Source organism: Nonomuraea sp. NPDC005650 (assembly GCF_040605375.1).
Lineage (GTDB): Bacteria > Actinomycetota > Actinomycetes > Streptosporangiales > Streptosporangiaceae > Nonomuraea.
This window is the reverse complement of the sequence record NZ_JBEXCR010000029.1, coordinates 76,421-93,681: the sequence shown is the minus strand read 5'-3', so window position 1 is coordinate 93,681 and position 17,261 is coordinate 76,421. Positions and strand designations below refer to the sequence as shown.

Genomic DNA, 17,261 nt, shown 5'->3' with positions numbered 1-17,261 from the left:
AACGTTGTCATCCTGTCAAGCCCCCTCTTTGTGAGATCTCTCGGAGCCCCCCGTGCCTGCTTTCCGCAACCCGGTCCTGCCCGGGTGCTATCCGGACGCGTCGATCTGCCGGGTCGGCGAGGACTTCTACCTGGTCACCTCGTCATTCACCTATTTTCCAGGACTCCCCCTCTTCCACAGCCGTGACCTGGTGCATTGGCGTCAGCTCACGCATGTGCTGGACCGGCCCGGGCTGCTCGCGCTGGAGGGCCTGGACGTCTCCGACGGCGTCTGGGCGCCGACCATCCGCCACCACGACGGCACCTTCTACGTGGTCTCCACGCTGGCCGTGAACCGGCAGGGCAGCCTCACCTTCGTCGTGACCGCCGACGACCCCGCCGGGCCGTGGTCGGACCCCGTCCCGCTGGAGGCCGAGGGCATCGACCCGTCGCTGTTCTTCGACGACGGCCGGTGCTGGCTCACCGCCTGCCGCGACGCGGTCCAGGGCGGTCCCGGCGAGTTGTGGATGCGCGAACTCGACCTGGACCGGCTCAAGCTCGTCGGCCCCACTCACGTGCTGTGGCAGGGCGCGGTGCGCGGGGCGTGGGTGGAGGCGCCGCACCTGTACAAACGCAACGGGGTGTACCACCTGATCGCCGCGGAAGGCGGCACCGAGAGCAACCACAGCGTCACCGCGGCGCGTTCCGACACCGTCACCGGGCCCTACGTCACCGACCCGCGCAGCCCCCTGCTGACCCACCGGCACCGCGGCCCGGGCGAACCCATCCACAACGTCGGCCACGCCGACCTGGTGGACACGCCCGTCGGCGAGTGGTGGGCGGTGACGCTCGGGGTGCGGCCGATCGCGGGCACCCACACGCTGGGCAGGGAGGTCTTCCTCGTGCCCGTGACCTGGACCGCCCGCGGGCCCGTCTTCGCCCCCGAATCGGGAGCCGTGCGACTGTCGGAGCGACTCCCGTCGATCGCGTCCAGCCAGCCGGACGACGACACCGCCGTACCGGCCGGACGGGCGCACTTCGGCGGCCTGGAGTGGAACAGCCTGCGCGGTCCCGCCGGCGACCGCGTCAGGCCCACGGCCGACGGCTCCGGGCTCGACATCGACCTCGCCCCCGAGCCCCTCAGCTCCACCGGCGTACCGGCCTTCCTCGGCCGGCGCCAGCAGCACGTCCGCTTCGGCGCGCGGACCCGGATCGGCTTCGCCGCGGCGCACCCGTCGGAAGAGGCCGGCCTGGCCGTCTTCCAGCACCAGGACCACCACGCCACGCTCGCCCTCACCGTGGACGACGACGGGCAGGCGCAGGTCGTGCTGACGGTCCGGGAGGCGGGCGCGAGCACCCGCCGGGCCTCGGTCCCGGTCTCGACCGGCGAGGTGCTGCTGGCGGTCGACGGAGACGAGGCCGGCTACACCTTCCGCGTCAGGGATCTCACCGCGGCGCAGTGGATCAGCCTGGCCACGATCGAACGGTCCTTCTTCAGCACCGAGCGCGCGGGCGGTTTCGTCGGGGTCTATCTGGGTCTGTACGCCACCGGCAACGGCCAGGCGAGCGACGGGCGGGCGCGGGTCCACTGGTTCGAATACCAGCCCGACCCCGAAACGGCCGGCTAGCGGCGCAGCTCGGGCGGCGCTGCGCCTGGCGGGGGCGGCTTGGGGGCGGCGTGCTGTGCCTAGCGCGGTGGCTTGGGTGGCGCTGTGCTGCGCCGGATCACGAGCTCGGGAGCGATCCGCTCGCACGAGGCCGACTCGCCCTGCATCATGCGCAGCACCTGCTCGATGGAGCGCGTGCCGAGAGCGACGAAGTCCTGACGGACCGTGGTCAGCGCGGGCACCTGATAGGCCGCTCCCGCGATGTCGTCGAAACCGACGAGCGAGACGTCGCCGGGCACCTTCACGCCGAGCTCGGCGAAGGCCGCCAGCACCCCCATGGCCATCTGGTCGTTGCCGGCAAAGATCGCCGTCGGCGGCTCGCCGGTGCGGCGGGTGACGAGGTAGTGGGCCAGCCGGTAGCCGCTGTTGCCGGTGAAGTCGCCCTCGAAGAACTCGCCGCCGGCCTCCGGCGCCTCATTCAGCGCGGCCCGCCAGCCCTCGACGCGGGCTCGGGCGTCGAAGGTGCGCAGCGCGCCGGTCAGGTGGACGATGCGGCGATGCCCCAGCTCCACCAGGTGCCGTACGGCGAGGCGCGCGCCCAGCTCCTGGTCGAGCTCGACGAAGCCGACGTCCGGGTTGGGCACATTGCCGGACATGACGACCGTCATCGGCACGCCGGTCACGATGTCGGCCAGGGCGTCCATCACCATGGGCCGGTCGGCGATGACCGCGATGGCCTCGACCGCCTGGTCGGTGAGCCGCTGCAGGGTCTCGGCCAGGTCTCTGGTGGTGCCGCCCTGCCAGCTGGCCAGATTGACCCAGTAGCCGGCCCGCTGCGCCGCCGTCTGCACGCCCCGCAGGATGCGAGGCAGCTCGTACAGCTCGGCCCCGGCGAGCACCACCCCGATCGTCGAGGAACGGCGGCTCTTGAGCGCGCGGGCGACGCTGTTACGGCGATAGCCGAGCTTCTCGATGGCGGCCTCGACGCGAGCCCGGGTCTCCGGGCGGACGGAGGGGTGGTCGTTGAGGACGCGGGAGACGGTCACGTGCGACACGCCCGCCTCGCGTGCCACATCCACCATGCCTGGTGCCCGATTCATGTCCTTCGCTTCCCGGCCTCCACCGTACTGGCCCCGTCTGCGCGAGCAGCGCGGGCGACCCGCCCGCGCCCGGTTGCCGCGCGCCGCGGTGCCGATTCGATGGTGCCACATCCGCAGGGCGCTCCCGCCCCAGGAGGTCATGGCATCGGAGTCGCCCGTGAACTCTTTCGCGCCGTGGCGACCCGGCGCACGCCCGTCCGGCGGCGGGAAGACCCGGAGCGGCAGCCGGCCGCCGTCGGAGGTGGTCACGGTGCGCCGGCTCGCTTTGGGAACCCGCGGCACCCTTCGGCGGTGCTCCTCCCCATCGGCTGAGCTCGCCGCGAGCCACCGCGGGTTCGGGGTGGCCCGCCAACCCGAGCCCGCGGCGGCGAGCAGGCGTTTCCACCGGTCAGACAGGGAACAGGTCGGGGATGGAGGTGCTGAGCAATCGAGTGCTGCTGCGGCCGAAGGATCTCACCCGCAGCCTCGGCTTCTACCGCGAGACGCTGGGCCTGGCCGTCTATCGCGAGTTCGGCCCCGCCGACCACCCGGGCGTGGTCTTCTTCCTCGGCCAGGGGTTCCTGGAGATCTCCGGGCACTCCGACGACGGGGCCGTCTCAGGGCTGTCGCTGTGGCTGCAGGTACGCGACGTGGCGCAGGAGGAGGGACGGCTCCGGGACGCGGGGGTCACGGTGGTGCGCGAGGCGCGGCTGGAGCCGTGGGGCCTCATCGAGCTGTGGATCGAGGACCCCGACGGGCATCGCATCGTGCTGGTCGAGGTGCCGTCCGATCATCCGCTGCGCCGCGACCCCCGCTGACGGATGGTCAGCTCATCGCGCGCTCGATCGCCTCGATGATCCGCGGGCGCAGCTCGGCGGCGCGGATGATCGCGTCGACCGAGCCGACCTCGACCGCGCGCTGGATGCTGTGCACCCGGTCGAACTCCGCGGCCACCTCCCCGAGCTTCTCCGCCCGCACGGCCGACTGCACCTCCGCGAGCTGGGCGTTGAGCACCGCCCGCTCCGCGCCGCTGGCCGCCGAGACCCGCGTCTGCAGCTCGGTCACCCGCGGGTCGGTCGCGGTGCGGTTGTTCACCTCGCCGGAGAACACCACGGCCGCCGCCGGGGCGCCGCCGAGCACCGAGGCGAACGAGCCCTCCAGCGCCAGCACGGTCATGTTCGGGTTGAGCGCCTTGGAGAACACCACGAACGCGCCCCCGTGGTAGCGGGAGATCACGCAGAACACGATCGGGCCCTCGAAGTTGACGATCGCCCGGCCGATCTCCGCGCCGTACTCCAGCTGGAGCTTGCGCATCGACTCCGGCGAGCCGTCGAACCCGGACAGATTGGCCAGCACCACCAGCGGCCGGTTGCCGGACGCGGAGTTGATCGCCCGCGCGGTCTTCTTCGACGAGCGCGGGAACAGCGTGCCCGCGGTGTAGGTGTCGGGCCCGTCCGTGGGCGGGAAGCCGCGCCGCGGCACCGACCGTGACTCGATGCCGATCAGGCAGACCGGCCGGCCGCCGATGTGCACGTCCTGCACCGCGGACGTCTCCGCGTCGGCCATGCCCGCCCAGCGCTCCAGCACCGGGTGGTCCTGGTCGGACACGGCGCGCATCACCGTGCGGATGTCGAACGGCTTCTTGCGGTCGGGGTTGAGCTCCGCGGAGAAGATCTGGCCGACGGTGGCGAAGTCGCTGCCGGCGATCTCGTGCGGGAACCCGGAGATGTCGCGGTCGAACGGGTCGCCGGTGCGGGCCCGCCGCGGCCCCGTCTCGCCGGGCACGACGTAGGTGTGGTCGTAGTGCGCCATGAGCACGTCGCGAGCGGCCGGCAGGTTGGGCGCCCAGTACTGCGCCTGGCCGTTCGGCCCCATGACGCGGTCGTAGCCGCCGATGCCGAAGTTGTCCTCGGCCGACACGCCGCCGGAGAAGTCGAGTGACTGCTTGCCGGTGAGCACCATCGCCGAGTCCGGCGTCATCACCAGGATGCCCTTGGTGTGCATGAGCATCGTCGCCTCGGCGTTCCAGTACGGCTGGGCGCCGACGGTGATCCCGGCGACCACGATGTTGATCTCGCCGCCACCCTGGGTGAAGGTGACGATCCGCTTGAGCGCCGCGGCGACCCAGTCCATGTTCTCGGTGCCCGAGGTCATCGAGATCCGCGCGCCGGCCGACAGCGCGTACCACTCCAGGGGGACCCGCATCCGCTCGGCGAGGTCGAGGGCGGCGATCACCCGCGAGCACTCGGGCTCCGACAGCGCGCCCAGCGCCTTCGTCGGGTCGCCGATCAGGACCACGCGGGTGATGCCTTCGGGGTGGCGCTCGGTCGGCGTCGTGACGACGCCCGCCACGATCGCCGCGGAGTTCTTCCCCTTGGGCCGCTCCACCGGCACGAGCGTGCCGTGGGCGTCGAGGTCGTGCTCGACGAAGCCGCCCTCCGGCCCGGTGAGCAGGCCGGTCAGCTCGTACGGGTAGACGTTGCCGCGCCGGGCCGCGCGCAGCACCTTCTGGCGGTAGTCGTCCAGCGGCTGGACCGGCTCCGTAGACGGCTTGCCCACGTCCAGGGTCGCGCCGTGGCCCGGGTCGAGGGTGATCCGCACGGCGACCTCGGCCAGTTCGCCGGAGGCGGTGCGCTGGCGGGCCACGAACTGGACCTCCTCCAGCCCCGCGCCCGCCGTGGTCGGCAGGATGCGCTGGACCAGCATGTTGAGCTCGTCGGTGGACAGCTCGGTCGACGGCCAGACGTACATCATGATCCGGTTGGTGTCGAAGCGCTTGTTCTGGGGGCGCTGCGCCTGGATGTTGCGGATCGCGTCGAGGCCCGCGGTGAGCGCGTCCTCCACGGCTGGCAGCGCGACCAGCCTGCCGTCGGCCTCGCGCAGCGGCGTCAGGTCGCGGACCTGGCCCATCGCGATGAGCCGCTCGTCGGCCGGGTTGCTGCGCGCCACGGCCTTGAACAGGTAGATCTCCTCGTCGGCGGACGGCAGCCGGGTGAGGTCGAACTCGCGCAGCCGCTGCAGCTGCAGGCGCTCGGCGATCTGCGGGTGCAGGCCGCGGATCAGCCGGTCTTCGGCGAAGCCCGCGCCCTCGGGGCGGAAGGTGAAGTGGTGGTGCATCACGGCGCCGCTGGTGCCGACGACGGTGGTGGTGATCCGGCTGACGCCCGCGGGCCGCGAGTGCTCGGCGAGGAGCTCGCCGATCCGCGCCGCCATCGCGTCGGCGTCCGGCTGGTCCTCCCACGTGACATAAAGGTCACCGACCAGACCACGCCCGGCCGCGCCCTCAGCCGCGAACGTGTCGAGGGCGCCGATGGCGTCGGGCAGGGCGGCGATGTCGACCGCGGTGGCGACCACGCGGGACACCCCGGCCGCGCCGGTGTGCTCGGCGGTGACGAACCGGCAACCCGCGGCCTCGCTCGCGGTGACCTCGGACAGCCCTCGGTTGCCGTAGTAGCGGCGGATCAGCACCTCCAGGAGCGGCGCGTGATCCCGCCCGTGGCGGCCGATGCGCTGGCCGATCAGCCGGACGAGCGGCTCGGAGCCGGCCACCATGGCCTGGATCCGCTCGGCGCGGTCCGGCGCGTCGGGGTTGGCGTCCAGGTAGCGCAGGTCGTCGCGTACGGCGGCGTAGACCTTGGCGCGGTTGCGGCGCAGCAGCGGCTGGGCGTACCAGCGGAACACCACGCCGCGGGCCAGGTCGGACACCGTGGGGAAGCGCACCTGCGTGGCCTCGACCAGGTGCTCCAGGGCGAGCCCGGCGCGCTCGCCGAGCGGCTCGACCGGCGGCGGGCCGGCCAGCCACTGGCGCAGCAGCTCCGAGACGATCGCGACGGCCTTGCTCATCTGCTGCTGGGCCAGGAAGATCCGGAAGACCGCGGCCTCCAGCTCCGGCGTGCGGTCGAGGTCGTCGACGCCGTAGTGGGCGAAGACCCTGGCGAGCTTGGCCTGGAAGCTCTGGGTGACGCCGGCGCGCTCGACGTCGAGGCTCTGCAGGTAGCTGTGGAAGAACTCGCGCGGGCTGTGCACGGGGCTGCCCGGCTCGACGTCGAGCGCGCCGCCCGGCTTGTTGCGGCTCAGCTCGGCCAGGTCGGCGAACACGGTGAGCAGGTCGAGCTCGCCCTCGATCGGCTGCTCGCCCAGCTCGGCGCGCGCGGCCACGTACGCCGACAGCGCCCGGCCGCGCTCGTCCGGGGCGCCGTCGAAGCCGAGCAGCAGACCGCGCAGGTCCTGCAGGCCGCGCTCGACCCGGTCGGCCGCGGACAGGCCGGGCTCGGCGGGCAGGTCGATCTCGACGACACCCGCGGACTCCTCTTCTGGGCCCTCGTCGGCGAGGGGCTCCAGGCGCATCAGCGGCGCGCCGGTCTCGACCTGGCTGCCCACCGACACCGGGCACTCGCGGACGCGGGCGCGGAACGGCGCGCGCAGCACCGTCTCCATCTTCATGCTCTCCAGCACCAGGATCGGCGCGCCCGGCTCGACCTCGTCGCCGGCCGACAGCGGCGTCGCGACCACCAGCGCGGGCGCGGGCGAGCGGACGACACCGCCCTCGTCGCGGCTGATCCGGTGTGTCACGCCGTCGACCTCGACCAGGTGGATCGGCCCGTGCGTGGCCGACACCACCCGGAACCGGCGGCCGTTGACCACGATCTGGCCGCTGTGCGCGTCGAACCGCTCCACCTCGACGTGCGCCGGGTGCGCCTCGCCGCCGCCGGAGATCCCGACGCGGAAGCGCCGGTGCCCGACCCGGGCCACGCTCACCCGGTAGCCGGCGCCGCGGAGCTTGAGGTCCAGCGGACGGCCCGAGTCGTGCTGCACCTGCGGACGACCGCCGTGCGCGGTGGACAGCAGCCGCCGGCGGCCGACCTCCTCCTCGTCCTGGTAGGCCTCGATCGCGGCGGCGGCCAGGGCGATCGCGGAGTGCCGGTGGCTGACCAGGCGGCCCTTGGCGCGCACGCGGTCGATCCAGCCGGTGTCGGCGCTCGCGTCGATCACCTCGGGCTGGTCGAGCAGGTCGAGCACGAAGCTCTTGTTGGTGGCGCCGCCCTCGATGATCACCGTGGTCTCGGCCATCGCGCGGCGCAGCCGGCCCAGCGCCTGCTCGCGGTCGCTGCCGTAGGCGATGATCTTCGCGATCATCGAGTCGAAGTCGGCCGGGATGGTGTCGCCCTCGCTGACGCCGGTGTCCACGCGGATGCCGGGCCCGGCGGGCAGCGCCAGGCGCGCGATGCGGCCGGGGGCGGGCGCGAAGTCGCGGTCGGGGTCCTCGGCGTTGAGCCGGGCCTCGACGGCGTGGCCGGCCTCGGCCGGCTGGGGGCCTGTCAGCTTCCCGCCGTTCGCGACGTGCAGCTGCAGCCGTACGAGGTCGGTGCCGGTGGTGATCTCCGTGATCGGGTGCTCGACCTGCAGGCGCGTGTTGACCTCAAGGAAGGCGAACAGCTTCTCGCCGGGGTGGTAGAGGAACTCGACGGTGCAGGCGCCGCGGTAGGCGACCTCCACGGCGAGCCGCTCGGCCGACGCCTTGAGCTCGGCCGTCTGCTCGGCCCCCAGCACGGGGGAGGCGGACTCCTCGATGACCTTCTGGTTGCGCCGCTGCACCGAGCAGTCGCGCACGCCCAGCGCCCACGCGGTGCCCTGCCCGTCGGCGATGACCTGGACCTCGACGTGGCGGGCGCCGGTGACCAGGCGCTCCAGGAAGACCACGCCGGAGCCGAACGCGCGCAGCGCCTCCTGGCTGGTGCGCTCATACGCGTCGGCCAGGTCCTCCTTCGAGGCGACCATGCGGATGCCGCGCCCGCCGCCGCCCGCGGTCGCCTTGAGCATCAGCGGGTAGCCGATCGCCTCGCCGGCGCGCAGCGCGTCCTCCAGGGTGGCGACCTCGCCGCGGCTCCACGGCGCGACGGGGACGCCGACCTTCTCGGCGATGAGCTTGGCGCCGATCTTGTCGCCGAGCTTGCGCATCGCATCCGCGCTCGGCCCGACGAAGGTGACGCCGATCTTCTCGCACAGCTCGGCGAACGCCGGGTCCTCGGCGACGAACCCCCACCCGACCCACGCGGCGTCGGCCCCGGTCTCCACCAGCGCCCGCTCCAGGACGGCGTGGTCGAGGTAGGGGCGGGCGGAGGCGGGCCCCAGCGGGTAGGCGAGGTCCGCTTCGCGGACGAAGGTCGCGGTGCGGTCGGCGTCGGTGTAGAGGGCCACCGTCTCGATCCGCTCCCCGGTCTCCGCGCAGAGGTCCCGGACGGCGTGGATGAGCCGCATCGCGGCCTCTCCACGATTGACGATGGCGACACGACTGAACACCGGTTGAGCCTCCCCATACTCACGCACAAAGGCGACGCCCGGGATCCCGGAACGCCGCCTGCACCTTTCTACACCCTGCTCGATCGCCACCCGCTGCACCATGGCCCGCATCGCTCATGGCGGAGGGGCTGCGTTGTGGGAACCCCACAAAAGGTCGCCCGAGCCACACCACCCCGGCGGCCCCGTGACGACCCGGCGGGGACGTACCCGGAGCACTGGCCCGCCGAATTGGCGAGAATTACATCTCGGCAATTATCCGAGCGCCCACCACAGAAACACTATACGGCCACCATAAAGCTCTTATAAAAACCTTCTGGCGGACTCTTCGGAACTTTGACGGCCCATTCGATACAAGGCTTCTGAGCTGGCACGACGCGAGATTTCCGGCGCGACGGACGAGCCGTCGGTTACGGCCGCGAACTGCACCGATCGGGGCTCATGCCGGGCACGAAGGTGCGGCTTCGTATGCGATTTGAGCACCGTCCTGAATGCCTGTCCAGACCCTTGTCGGGCGCTTTGCGATCATTTACTGTCCAGGTGATCAAATCACCGACTCATTTAGGAGGCTCGGTTGCGCCGATTAACATCCGCGGTGCCGCTCCTGCTCGTCTCGGGCGTCGTCATGGCCCTGGCGGCCACGGCGATCGCGAGCGCACCGGCCCACGCCGCGCCGGCGGATCTGGACGGGCAGGCCACGTCCGCGCCCCCGTCGGTGGAGCCGGAATTACGCACGCGGGCCGCCGCCGCCGGCAGGATCAGGGTGAACGTCGTCACCAGGACCAGAGCCGACCTGCCCGACGCGGCGAGCGCCGGTCAGGTGCTGCAGACGTTGTCGCGGTTCCCCATGGTGACCTTACGTGTCGACGCGGCGGCGCTGGACCGGCTGGCCACGCGGCCGGGTGTCGTGAGCGTGTCGGAGGACCGCCCGGTGCCGCCCGCGCTGGCCGAGAGTGTCCCGCTGATCGGCGGGGACCGCACCCGGGCCGCGGGGCTGACCGGCGCGGGCAGCGCGGTGGCCGTACTGGACACCGGGGTCGCGACCGGCCACCCCTTCCTGGGCGGGCGGGTGATCGGCGAGGCCTGCTTCTCCCCTGTCGACGCCGACTACTCCGCCACCAGCCTGTGCCCCAACGGCGCCGCCCAGCAGGAGGGCCCCGGGGCGGCCGACTCCGAGCAGGGGGCCTGCGCGGACCCGGCTCGACTGTGATCACGGCACGCATGTGGCCGGGATCGCCGTCGGCAACGGCCAGGGCGTGAGCGGAGCCCCGCCGGCCGGTGTCGCGCCCGGCGCGAGCCTGGTCGCCGTACAGGTGTTCAGCAAGTTCACGTCGGAGGACTTCTGCGGCGCGGGCGCCGCGCCGTGCGTGCTGAGCTTCACCAGCGCCCAGGTGGCGGGCCTGGAGAAGGTCCTGCGACTGAAGGAGGCCGGTACGCCGCTGGTGGCCGCCAACCTGAGCCTGGGCAGCGGCCGGTACACCGTGTCGTGCGACACCGATCCGCGCAAGCAGGCCATCGACGGCCTCCTGGCGGCCGGGGTGGCGACGGTGGTGGCGGCCGGGAACAACGGGTACGGCGACGCGGTGAGCGCGCCAGGCTGCGTGCCCTCGGCCATCACGGTGGGCTGCACCACCGACGACGACACGGTGTCCACCTTCAGCAACCGCGGCCCCCTGTTGGACCTCTTCGCTCCCGGGACGTCGATCGTCTCCTCGGTGCCCGGTGACGGGTGGGCGCCGCTGAGCGGCACCTCGATGGCGGCTCCCCACGTGAGCGGCGCGCTGGCCGTGCTCCGCCAGGCCTTCCCCCAGGCGAGCATCGCGGAGCTGGAGTCGGCCATGAAGACCACGGGCAAGCCGATCACCTACACCGGCGCCACCACGCCCCGGCTCCGGCTGGACGGCGCCGCGCTCCCCCAGCCGACGGATCCGGGGGCCGTCTGGCCGCCGTACTTCGCCAACCTGGACGACCACGCCATCCCCGACCGGGGCAGGGTGGACTCGCCGATCAACGTGAGCGGCATCCTCGACAAGGGGCCCGCGCGACTGCACGTCTGGGTCCCCGTCAAGCACCCCTGGGTGGGCGATCCGAAGCTCGACCTGATCAGCCCGAACGGCATGGTGTACAAGCTCCGCCTGCCCGCGCCCCAGGACAACGGCGACGTGATCTGGGAGACCTATCCGGTGGACGGCAGCGCCTCACCGGCGAACGGGACGTGGACGTTACGCGTCGAGGACGTCACCGCGGGCGACACGGGTTACCTGGACGGATGGTGGATCAAGTTCTGAGCCCCGGAAGTGTGACCTGAATCACACCGCCTATTGTTTCCAATCATGTAACCGATTACATACCCTCATGAAACCGATTACATGGAGGTCAGGTGGCTCGAATCAAGGATGTCGCCGCGCAGGCGGGCGTCTCCGTCGCGACGGTCTCCCGGGTGCTCAACGACAACCCGTCCGTCACCGAGGAGACGCGCAACCGGGTCCACGACGCGATGGCCGCGCTGAACTACCGGCCCAACGCCGTGGCCAGGTCCCTGCGTACCGAGGCCACCAGGACGCTCGGGCTGATCATCGGCGACATCCTCAACCCGTTCTTCGCCGAGCTGGCGCGGGCGGTGGAGGACGAGGCACGCGCGGCCGGCTACACCGTGATCATCGGCAACGCCGACGAGCGGCCCGACCAGCAGGACCACTACGTGCGCACCCTGCTGGAGCGGCGGGTCGACGGGCTGCTGATCTGCCCCACCGCCGAGGTGACGCCCCTGGTGGAGGAGGTCAGCCGGGGAGAGCGCCCGCTGGTCTTCCTCGACCGGACGCTCAGCGGCGTGGAGGTGCCGTCGGTCCGGGCCGACGGCAGCACCGCCATCGCCGAGCTGGTCGCCCACCTGCGCGCCCTCGGGCACCGGCGGATCGCGTTCGTGTCCGGGCCGAGCACCCTGTCCACCGGGCGCGAGCGCACGGAGGCGTTCCTGCGCGCGGCGGCCGAGCACGGCCTTGAGATCCCCCCGGAGTACGTGCGCGTCGGCGACTTCCGCGCCGGCAGCGGCCAGCGGATCACCTCCGAGCTGCTCGACCTGCCCGAACCCCCGCAGGCGATCTTCCTGGGCGACAACCTCATGGCGCTCGGCGCGCTCGACGAGATCCACGAGCGCGGCCTGAACATCCCCGGCGACGTCGCATTGGCCTCCTTCGACGACGTGCCGTGGTTCAACCACGTGCACCCCCGCATCACCGCGATCAGCCAGCCCACCGCGGAGCTGGGCCGGCGCGCGGTCCGGGTGATCCTCGACGTGCTGGACGGCCGGGGCGCCGAGTCGGTGGTGCTGCCCGCGACGCTCGTGGCACGCGAGTCGTGCGGGGAGACGGGCATGAGGAAGGAAGGCCGCTCGTGAGCCAGGCACGGGAGATCCTGCGCGTGGAGGGTCTCGGCAAGAGGTTCCCCGGCGTGGTGGCGCTCGACGGCGTCGACTTCGACCTGCGCGCGGGCGAGGTGCACGTCCTGCTCGGCGAGAACGGCGCCGGCAAGAGCACGCTCATCAAGATGCTGTCCGGCGCCTACCAGCCCGACGGCGGCCGCATCCTCGTCGACGGCGAGCCGGTCGCGATCAGGACCGCCACTGACGCCCAGCGGCTCGGCATCGCCACGATCTACCAGGAGTTCAACCTGGTCCCGCAGCTGACCGTGGGCGAGAACCTCGCCCTGGGCCGGCCGCCGCGCCGCTTCGGGTTCGTCGACACGCGGCGCATGCACGAGCAGGCCCGCGGCATGCTCGACCAGGTGGGCGTCGGCGTCGACCCGCGCACGCGCGTCGCCGACCTGGGCATCGCGCAGATGCAGATGGTCGAGATCGCCAAGGCGCTCGCGCTCGACGCCCGCGTCCTCATCATGGACGAGCCCACCGCCGTGCTCACCACCAGCGAGGTTCGGCGCCTGTTCGACCTGGTCGGGCAGCTGCGCGAGCGGGGCGTCGCGGTCGTGTTCATCACCCACCACCTGGAGGAGATCGCCCAGATCGGCGACCGGGTGACCGTGCTGCGCGACGGCCGCTCCGTGGCCCAGGTGCCGGCCGGCACGCCCGAGGAGGAGCTGATCCGGCTCATGGTGGGCCGGCCCATCGACCAGCAGTACCCGCGCCAGGCCGCCACGGCCGGCGAGCCGCTGCTGCAGGTGCGCGACCTGGGCCGGGCCGGCGCGTTCTCCGGCGTGTCGTTCGAGGTGCGGGCCGGCGAGGTCGTCGGCCTGGCCGGGCTGGTCGGCGCGGGCCGCACCGAGGTGGCCAGGGCCGTGTTCGGCGCCGACGCCCCCGACTCGGGCGAGGTGCTGGTACGCGGCCGGCGGCTGCCCCGCGGCGACGTGCGCGCCGCCATGGAGGCCGGGCTCGGCCTAGTCCCCGAGGACCGCAAGGGCCAGGGGCTCGTCCTGGGCGCCGACATCGCCGAGAACCTGGGCCTGGTCACCCTGCGCGGCGCCAGCCACGGCGGGTTCGTCGACCGGGCCGGACAGCGCAAGGCCGCCGCGCGGGTGGCCGACCAGCTCGGCGTGCGGATGAGCCACCTCGGCCAGGAGGTGCGCACCCTGTCGGGCGGGAACCAGCAGAAGATCGTGATCGGCAAGTGGCTGCTCGCCGACGCCAACGTGCTCATCCTCGACGAGCCGACGCGCGGCATCGACGTCGGCGCCAAGGTCGAGATCTACCAGTTGATCAATTCGCTCACCGCCTCCGGCCACGCGGTCCTCATGATCTCCAGTGATCTGCCCGAGATCCTCGGGATGAGCGACCGCATCCTCGTCATGGCCAGAGGCAGGCTCGTCGGCGAGCTGAAGGCCGCCGAGGCGAACCAGGACTCCGTGATGGCGCTGGCCGTCACCGAGGTGGAGGATGCTCGTGTCCACTAACGTGCTGACCGCACGGCCGACGGCCCGGAGCCTGCTGGCCGAGAACGGCTCGCTCGCGGCGCTCGTCGTGCTCGTCGTGGCGCTGTCGCTGCTGTCCGGCGACTTTCTCTCCGTGACGAACCTGCTCAACGTGGGCGTCCAGGCGGCGGTCACCGCGATCCTCGCGTTCGGCTCGACGTTCGTCATCATCACGGGCGGGATCGACCTGTCCGTCGGCGCCGTGGCCGCCCTGTCGGCGATCGTGCTGGCCTGGACGGCCGCCGACAGCGGGCTGCCCTGGCCGCTGGCCACGCTCGTCGCGCTGGCCGTCGGCATCGGATGCGGGCTGGTCAACGCCGCGCTCATCGCGTACGGCAAGCTGCCGCCGTTCATCGCCACGCTCGCCATGCTGGGCGTGGCGCGCGGGCTGGCCCTGGTGGTCTCCCAGGGCAGCCCCATCGAGATGCCGGAGGCGGTCTCCCACCTCGGCGACACCGTCGGTGGCTTCCTGCCGGTGCCCGTGCTGGTGATGGCGCTCATGGGCGTGATCACCGCCGTCGTGCTCAACCGCACGTACGCCGGCCGGGCGATGTACGCCCTCGGCGGCAACGAGGAGGCCGCCCGGCTGTCCGGCATCGCCGTCAGCCGGCAGAAACTCGTCACCTACGCCCTGTCCGGCGCGTTCGCCGCAGTGGCCGGCGTCGTCCTGGCCAGCCGGCTCGCCTCGGCCCAGCCGCAGGCCGCCTCCGGCTACGAGCTGGACGCGATCGCCGCCGTGGTCATCGGCGGGGCGAGCCTGTCGGGCGGCAAGGGCCGGGCGTTCGGCACGCTGGTCGGCGCGCTCATCCTGGCCGTGCTGCGCAACGGGTTGAACCTGCTGTCGGTGTCGGCCTTCTGGCAGCAGGTGGTCATCGGCGTGGTGATCGCCCTGGCCGTCCTGCTCGACACGCTGCGCCGCCGAAGCGGCCGCTGACATCACCGTAAAGATCAGTAAGAGAGAATGAGGTACCTCCCATGCGCATCCACGCCCTCATCGCGGCGGGCGCCGCACTGACGCTCGGCCTGACCGCCTGCGGCTCGGCCGGCTCCTCCGGCACGTCCTCCTCCGGCTCGGGGGGAGCCGCCTCCGGCGGCGACATCAAGATCGGCATGTCGATCTCCACCCTGAACAACCCCTACTTCGTGCAGCTGCGCGCCGGCGCCGAGGCCGAGGCCAAGAAGCTGGGCGTCACGCTGACCGTCACCGACGCCCAGAACGACGCCTCCCAGCAGGTCAACCAGGTGCAGAACTTCACCAGCCAGAGCATGAAGGCGATCGTCATCAACCCGGTCGACTCCGACGCCGCCGCGCCCGCGGTCAAGATAGCGGAACGTTCCAACATCCCCGTGATCGCCGTGGACCGCGGCGTCAACGGGGGCAAGGTCGCCCAGACCGTCGCCTCCGACAACGTGGCCGGCGGCAAGCTGGCGGCGGAGCGGCTCGCCAAGGAGATCGGCGAGAAGGGCGAGGTCGTCGTCCTGCAGGGCGTGCCCGGCACCTCGGCCTCGCGCGACCGCGGCCAGGGCTTCACCGAGGGCATCAAGGCGTTCCCCGGCATCAAGGTCGTCGCCCAGCAGCCGGCCGACTTCGACCGCACCAAGGGCCTGGACGTCATGACGAACCTGCTGCAGTCGCACCCCGGCGTCACCGGCGTGTTCGCCGAGAACGACGAGATGGCGCTCGGCGCGATCAAGGCGCTCGGCGCCAAGTCCGGCAAGCAGGTCAAGGTGGTCGGCTTCGACGGCACTCCCGACGGGCTGAAGGCGATCGAGGCCGGCACGCTGGCGGCCAGCATCGCCCAGCAGCCGGCCCTGCTCGGCCAGCAGTCCGTGCAGAACGCCGTCAAGGCGGTCAAGAACGAGCAGCTGGAGGCCACCGCCAACGTGCCGGTGAAGGTCGCCGCCAAGGACAACCTGTCCGAGTTCACCGGGGCATGAGCCCCATGAAGGAACACGACGGCGGCCCGCCCCGTCACCCGCTCGACGTCGTGGTGGTGGGGTCGGCCAACGCCGACCTGGTCGTCCAGGTCGAACGGCATCCCGCGCCGGGCGAGACCGTGCTCGGCTCGGAGCTGGCCGTCCACCCAGGAGGCAAGGGCGCCAACCAGGCCGTGGCCGCCGCCCGGCTCGGCGCGCGGGTGGCGCTGCTCGGCCGGGTCGGCGCCGACGGGCACGGGCGGCTGCTGCGCGAGTCGCTGGAACGCGACGGCGTGGACCTCGGCCACCTGCGCGACACTCCGGCCGCCAGCGGCATCGCCATGATCGCCGTCGGGCCGCGGGGCGACAACAGCATCATCGTCGCCCCCGGCGCCAACGCCCGGCTCACCGAGGACGACGTGCTGGAGGCGGCGGCGCTGCTGCGGTCGGCTCCGGTCGTGTCGTTGCAGCTGGAGATCCCGCTGCCGGCGGTGCTCGCCGCGGCCCGGCTGGCCCGCCGCGCGGTGCTCAACCTGTCGCCGGCCGTTCCGTTGCCGGACGAGCTGCTGGCGCTGTGCGATCCGCTGGTCGTCAACGAGCACGAGGCGGCCCTGCTGCTCGGCGCGCCCGGCGAGCCGGACCGGCAGGCCAAGGAGCTGCTGGCACTCGGCCCCCGCTCGGTCGTCATCACCCTGGGCGCCGACGGCGCCGTGGTGGCCGAAGGCGGCGCGGTGGCCGAAGGCGGCGCGGTGGCCGAAGGCTGCGCGGTCCGCGCGGTGCCCAGTCCCCGCGTGGCGGCCGTGGACACCACCGGGGCCGGCGACGCGTTCACCGGCGCGCTGGCCTGGCGGCTGGCCGCGGGCGAGCCGCTCGTGCGGGCCGCGGCGTTCGCCGCCAGGGTGGGCGCCGCGGCCGTACGCAGGCCGGGAGCGCAGGATTCGTACCCGACGATGGCGGAGGTGGAGGGCTTGTGAAGCGCGGCGGCGTCATCAACGCGGCTCTGGCGGGCGCCCTGGCGGGGCTCGGGCACACCGACGAGGTGCTCATCTGCGACAGCGGCATGCCGCTGCCGGCGGGGGCGCAGGTGGTGGACCTGGCGTTCGTGGCGGGCGTCCCGTCGTTCGCCGACGTGCTCGACGGGATCCTCGCCGAGATCGTCGTCGAGGGCGCCACGGCGGCCAAGGAGGTCCAGGCGGCCAACCCCGCCTGCCACGCGCTGCTCGCCGAGCGGCTGCCGGGGCTGGCGTACGTGTCGCACGAGCGGCTCAAGCAGCTCTCCGCCGCCGGCAGGCTCGTGGTGCGCACCGGGGAGGCGCGGCCGTACGCCAACGTCATCCTGCGTTGCGGCGTCGCCTTCTGACGCGGCGAAATTCCCGGCCAATTGTCCGGCCCGGCCGAATCGTTAATCCGCGGGTAAATCATTCACCCGGTGATTCCCGGCAGCCCGCCATTCGAGTTTATTG

12 protein-coding genes are annotated in these 17,261 nt (G+C 72.5%); 10 read left to right on the top strand and 2 right to left on the bottom strand.

The genetic code is table 11. The features are described 5' to 3' along the window. Positions 1 to 52 precede the first annotated feature (52 nt). A complete protein-coding gene (locus tag ABZS69_RS41290) occupies positions 53 to 1,606 on the top strand; it encodes a glycoside hydrolase family 43 protein (protein WP_355381957.1) in 1,554 nt (517 codons plus the stop codon). A 59-nt stretch (positions 1,607 to 1,665) separates the two neighbouring features. On the opposite strand, the gene ABZS69_RS41285 is transcribed toward ABZS69_RS41290, so the two are convergent. After that, a complete protein-coding gene (locus ABZS69_RS41285) occupies positions 1,666 to 2,934 on the bottom strand; it encodes a LacI family DNA-binding transcriptional regulator (protein ID WP_355381955.1) in 1,269 nt (422 codons plus the stop codon). 161 nt (positions 2,935 to 3,095) lie between these two features. Here ABZS69_RS41285 and ABZS69_RS41280 point away from each other — a divergent pair, with 161 nt between their 5' ends. Next, positions 3,096 to 3,482: a VOC family protein gene (locus ABZS69_RS41280; protein WP_355381953.1), complete on the top strand. Its 387-nt coding sequence runs from the start codon at positions 3,096 to 3,098 to the stop codon at positions 3,480 to 3,482. 7 nt (positions 3,483 to 3,489) lie between these two features. On the opposite strand, the gene ABZS69_RS41275 is transcribed toward ABZS69_RS41280, so the two are convergent. Next, the gene (locus ABZS69_RS41275) at positions 3,490 to 8,964 is read right to left on the bottom strand and encodes a biotin carboxylase N-terminal domain-containing protein (RefSeq protein ID WP_355381951.1); all 5,475 of its coding nucleotides are present in this window, start codon (positions 8,962 to 8,964) and stop codon (positions 3,490 to 3,492) included. A gap of 571 nt (positions 8,965 to 9,535) precedes the next feature. Between ABZS69_RS41275 and ABZS69_RS41270 the strand changes: the two genes are divergently transcribed. From ABZS69_RS41270 to rbsD, 8 genes are all read left to right on the top strand, one after another. Continuing rightward, positions 9,536 to 10,171: a hypothetical protein gene (locus tag ABZS69_RS41270; protein WP_355381949.1), complete on the top strand. Its 636-nt coding sequence runs from the start codon at positions 9,536 to 9,538 to the stop codon at positions 10,169 to 10,171. 13 nt (positions 10,172 to 10,184) lie between these two features. Continuing rightward, positions 10,185 to 11,249, top strand: a complete 1,065-nt coding sequence (locus ABZS69_RS41265) for a S8 family serine peptidase (protein WP_355381947.1) — start codon at positions 10,185 to 10,187, stop codon at positions 11,247 to 11,249. A gap of 92 nt (positions 11,250 to 11,341) precedes the next feature. Further along, the gene (locus ABZS69_RS41260) at positions 11,342 to 12,358 is read left to right on the top strand and encodes a LacI family DNA-binding transcriptional regulator (protein WP_355381945.1); all 1,017 of its coding nucleotides are present in this window, start codon (positions 11,342 to 11,344) and stop codon (positions 12,356 to 12,358) included. Further along, positions 12,355 to 13,863: a sugar ABC transporter ATP-binding protein gene (locus tag ABZS69_RS41255; protein ID WP_355381943.1), complete on the top strand. Its 1,509-nt coding sequence runs from the start codon at positions 12,355 to 12,357 to the stop codon at positions 13,861 to 13,863. Before ABZS69_RS41260 ends, ABZS69_RS41255 begins: the two co-directional genes overlap by 4 nt. Then, the gene (locus ABZS69_RS41250; RefSeq protein ID WP_355381941.1) at positions 13,847 to 14,815 is read left to right on the top strand and encodes an ABC transporter permease; all 969 of its coding nucleotides are present in this window, start codon (positions 13,847 to 13,849) and stop codon (positions 14,813 to 14,815) included. The genes ABZS69_RS41255 and ABZS69_RS41250 overlap by 17 nt, the downstream gene beginning before the upstream one ends. A 41-nt stretch (positions 14,816 to 14,856) precedes the next feature. Beyond that, positions 14,857 to 15,819, top strand: coding sequence for a D-ribose ABC transporter substrate-binding protein (locus ABZS69_RS41245; RefSeq protein WP_355381939.1), 963 nt, complete (start codon positions 14,857 to 14,859; stop codon positions 15,817 to 15,819). A gap of 5 nt (positions 15,820 to 15,824) precedes the next feature. Continuing rightward, a complete protein-coding gene (locus tag ABZS69_RS41240; RefSeq protein WP_355381937.1) occupies positions 15,825 to 16,772 on the top strand; it encodes a ribokinase in 948 nt (315 codons plus the stop codon). Continuing rightward, positions 16,769 to 17,158: a D-ribose pyranase gene (rbsD, locus tag ABZS69_RS41235; RefSeq protein WP_355381935.1), complete on the top strand. Its 390-nt coding sequence runs from the start codon at positions 16,769 to 16,771 to the stop codon at positions 17,156 to 17,158. Before ABZS69_RS41240 ends, rbsD begins: the two co-directional genes overlap by 4 nt. Positions 17,159 to 17,261 lie beyond the last annotated feature (103 nt).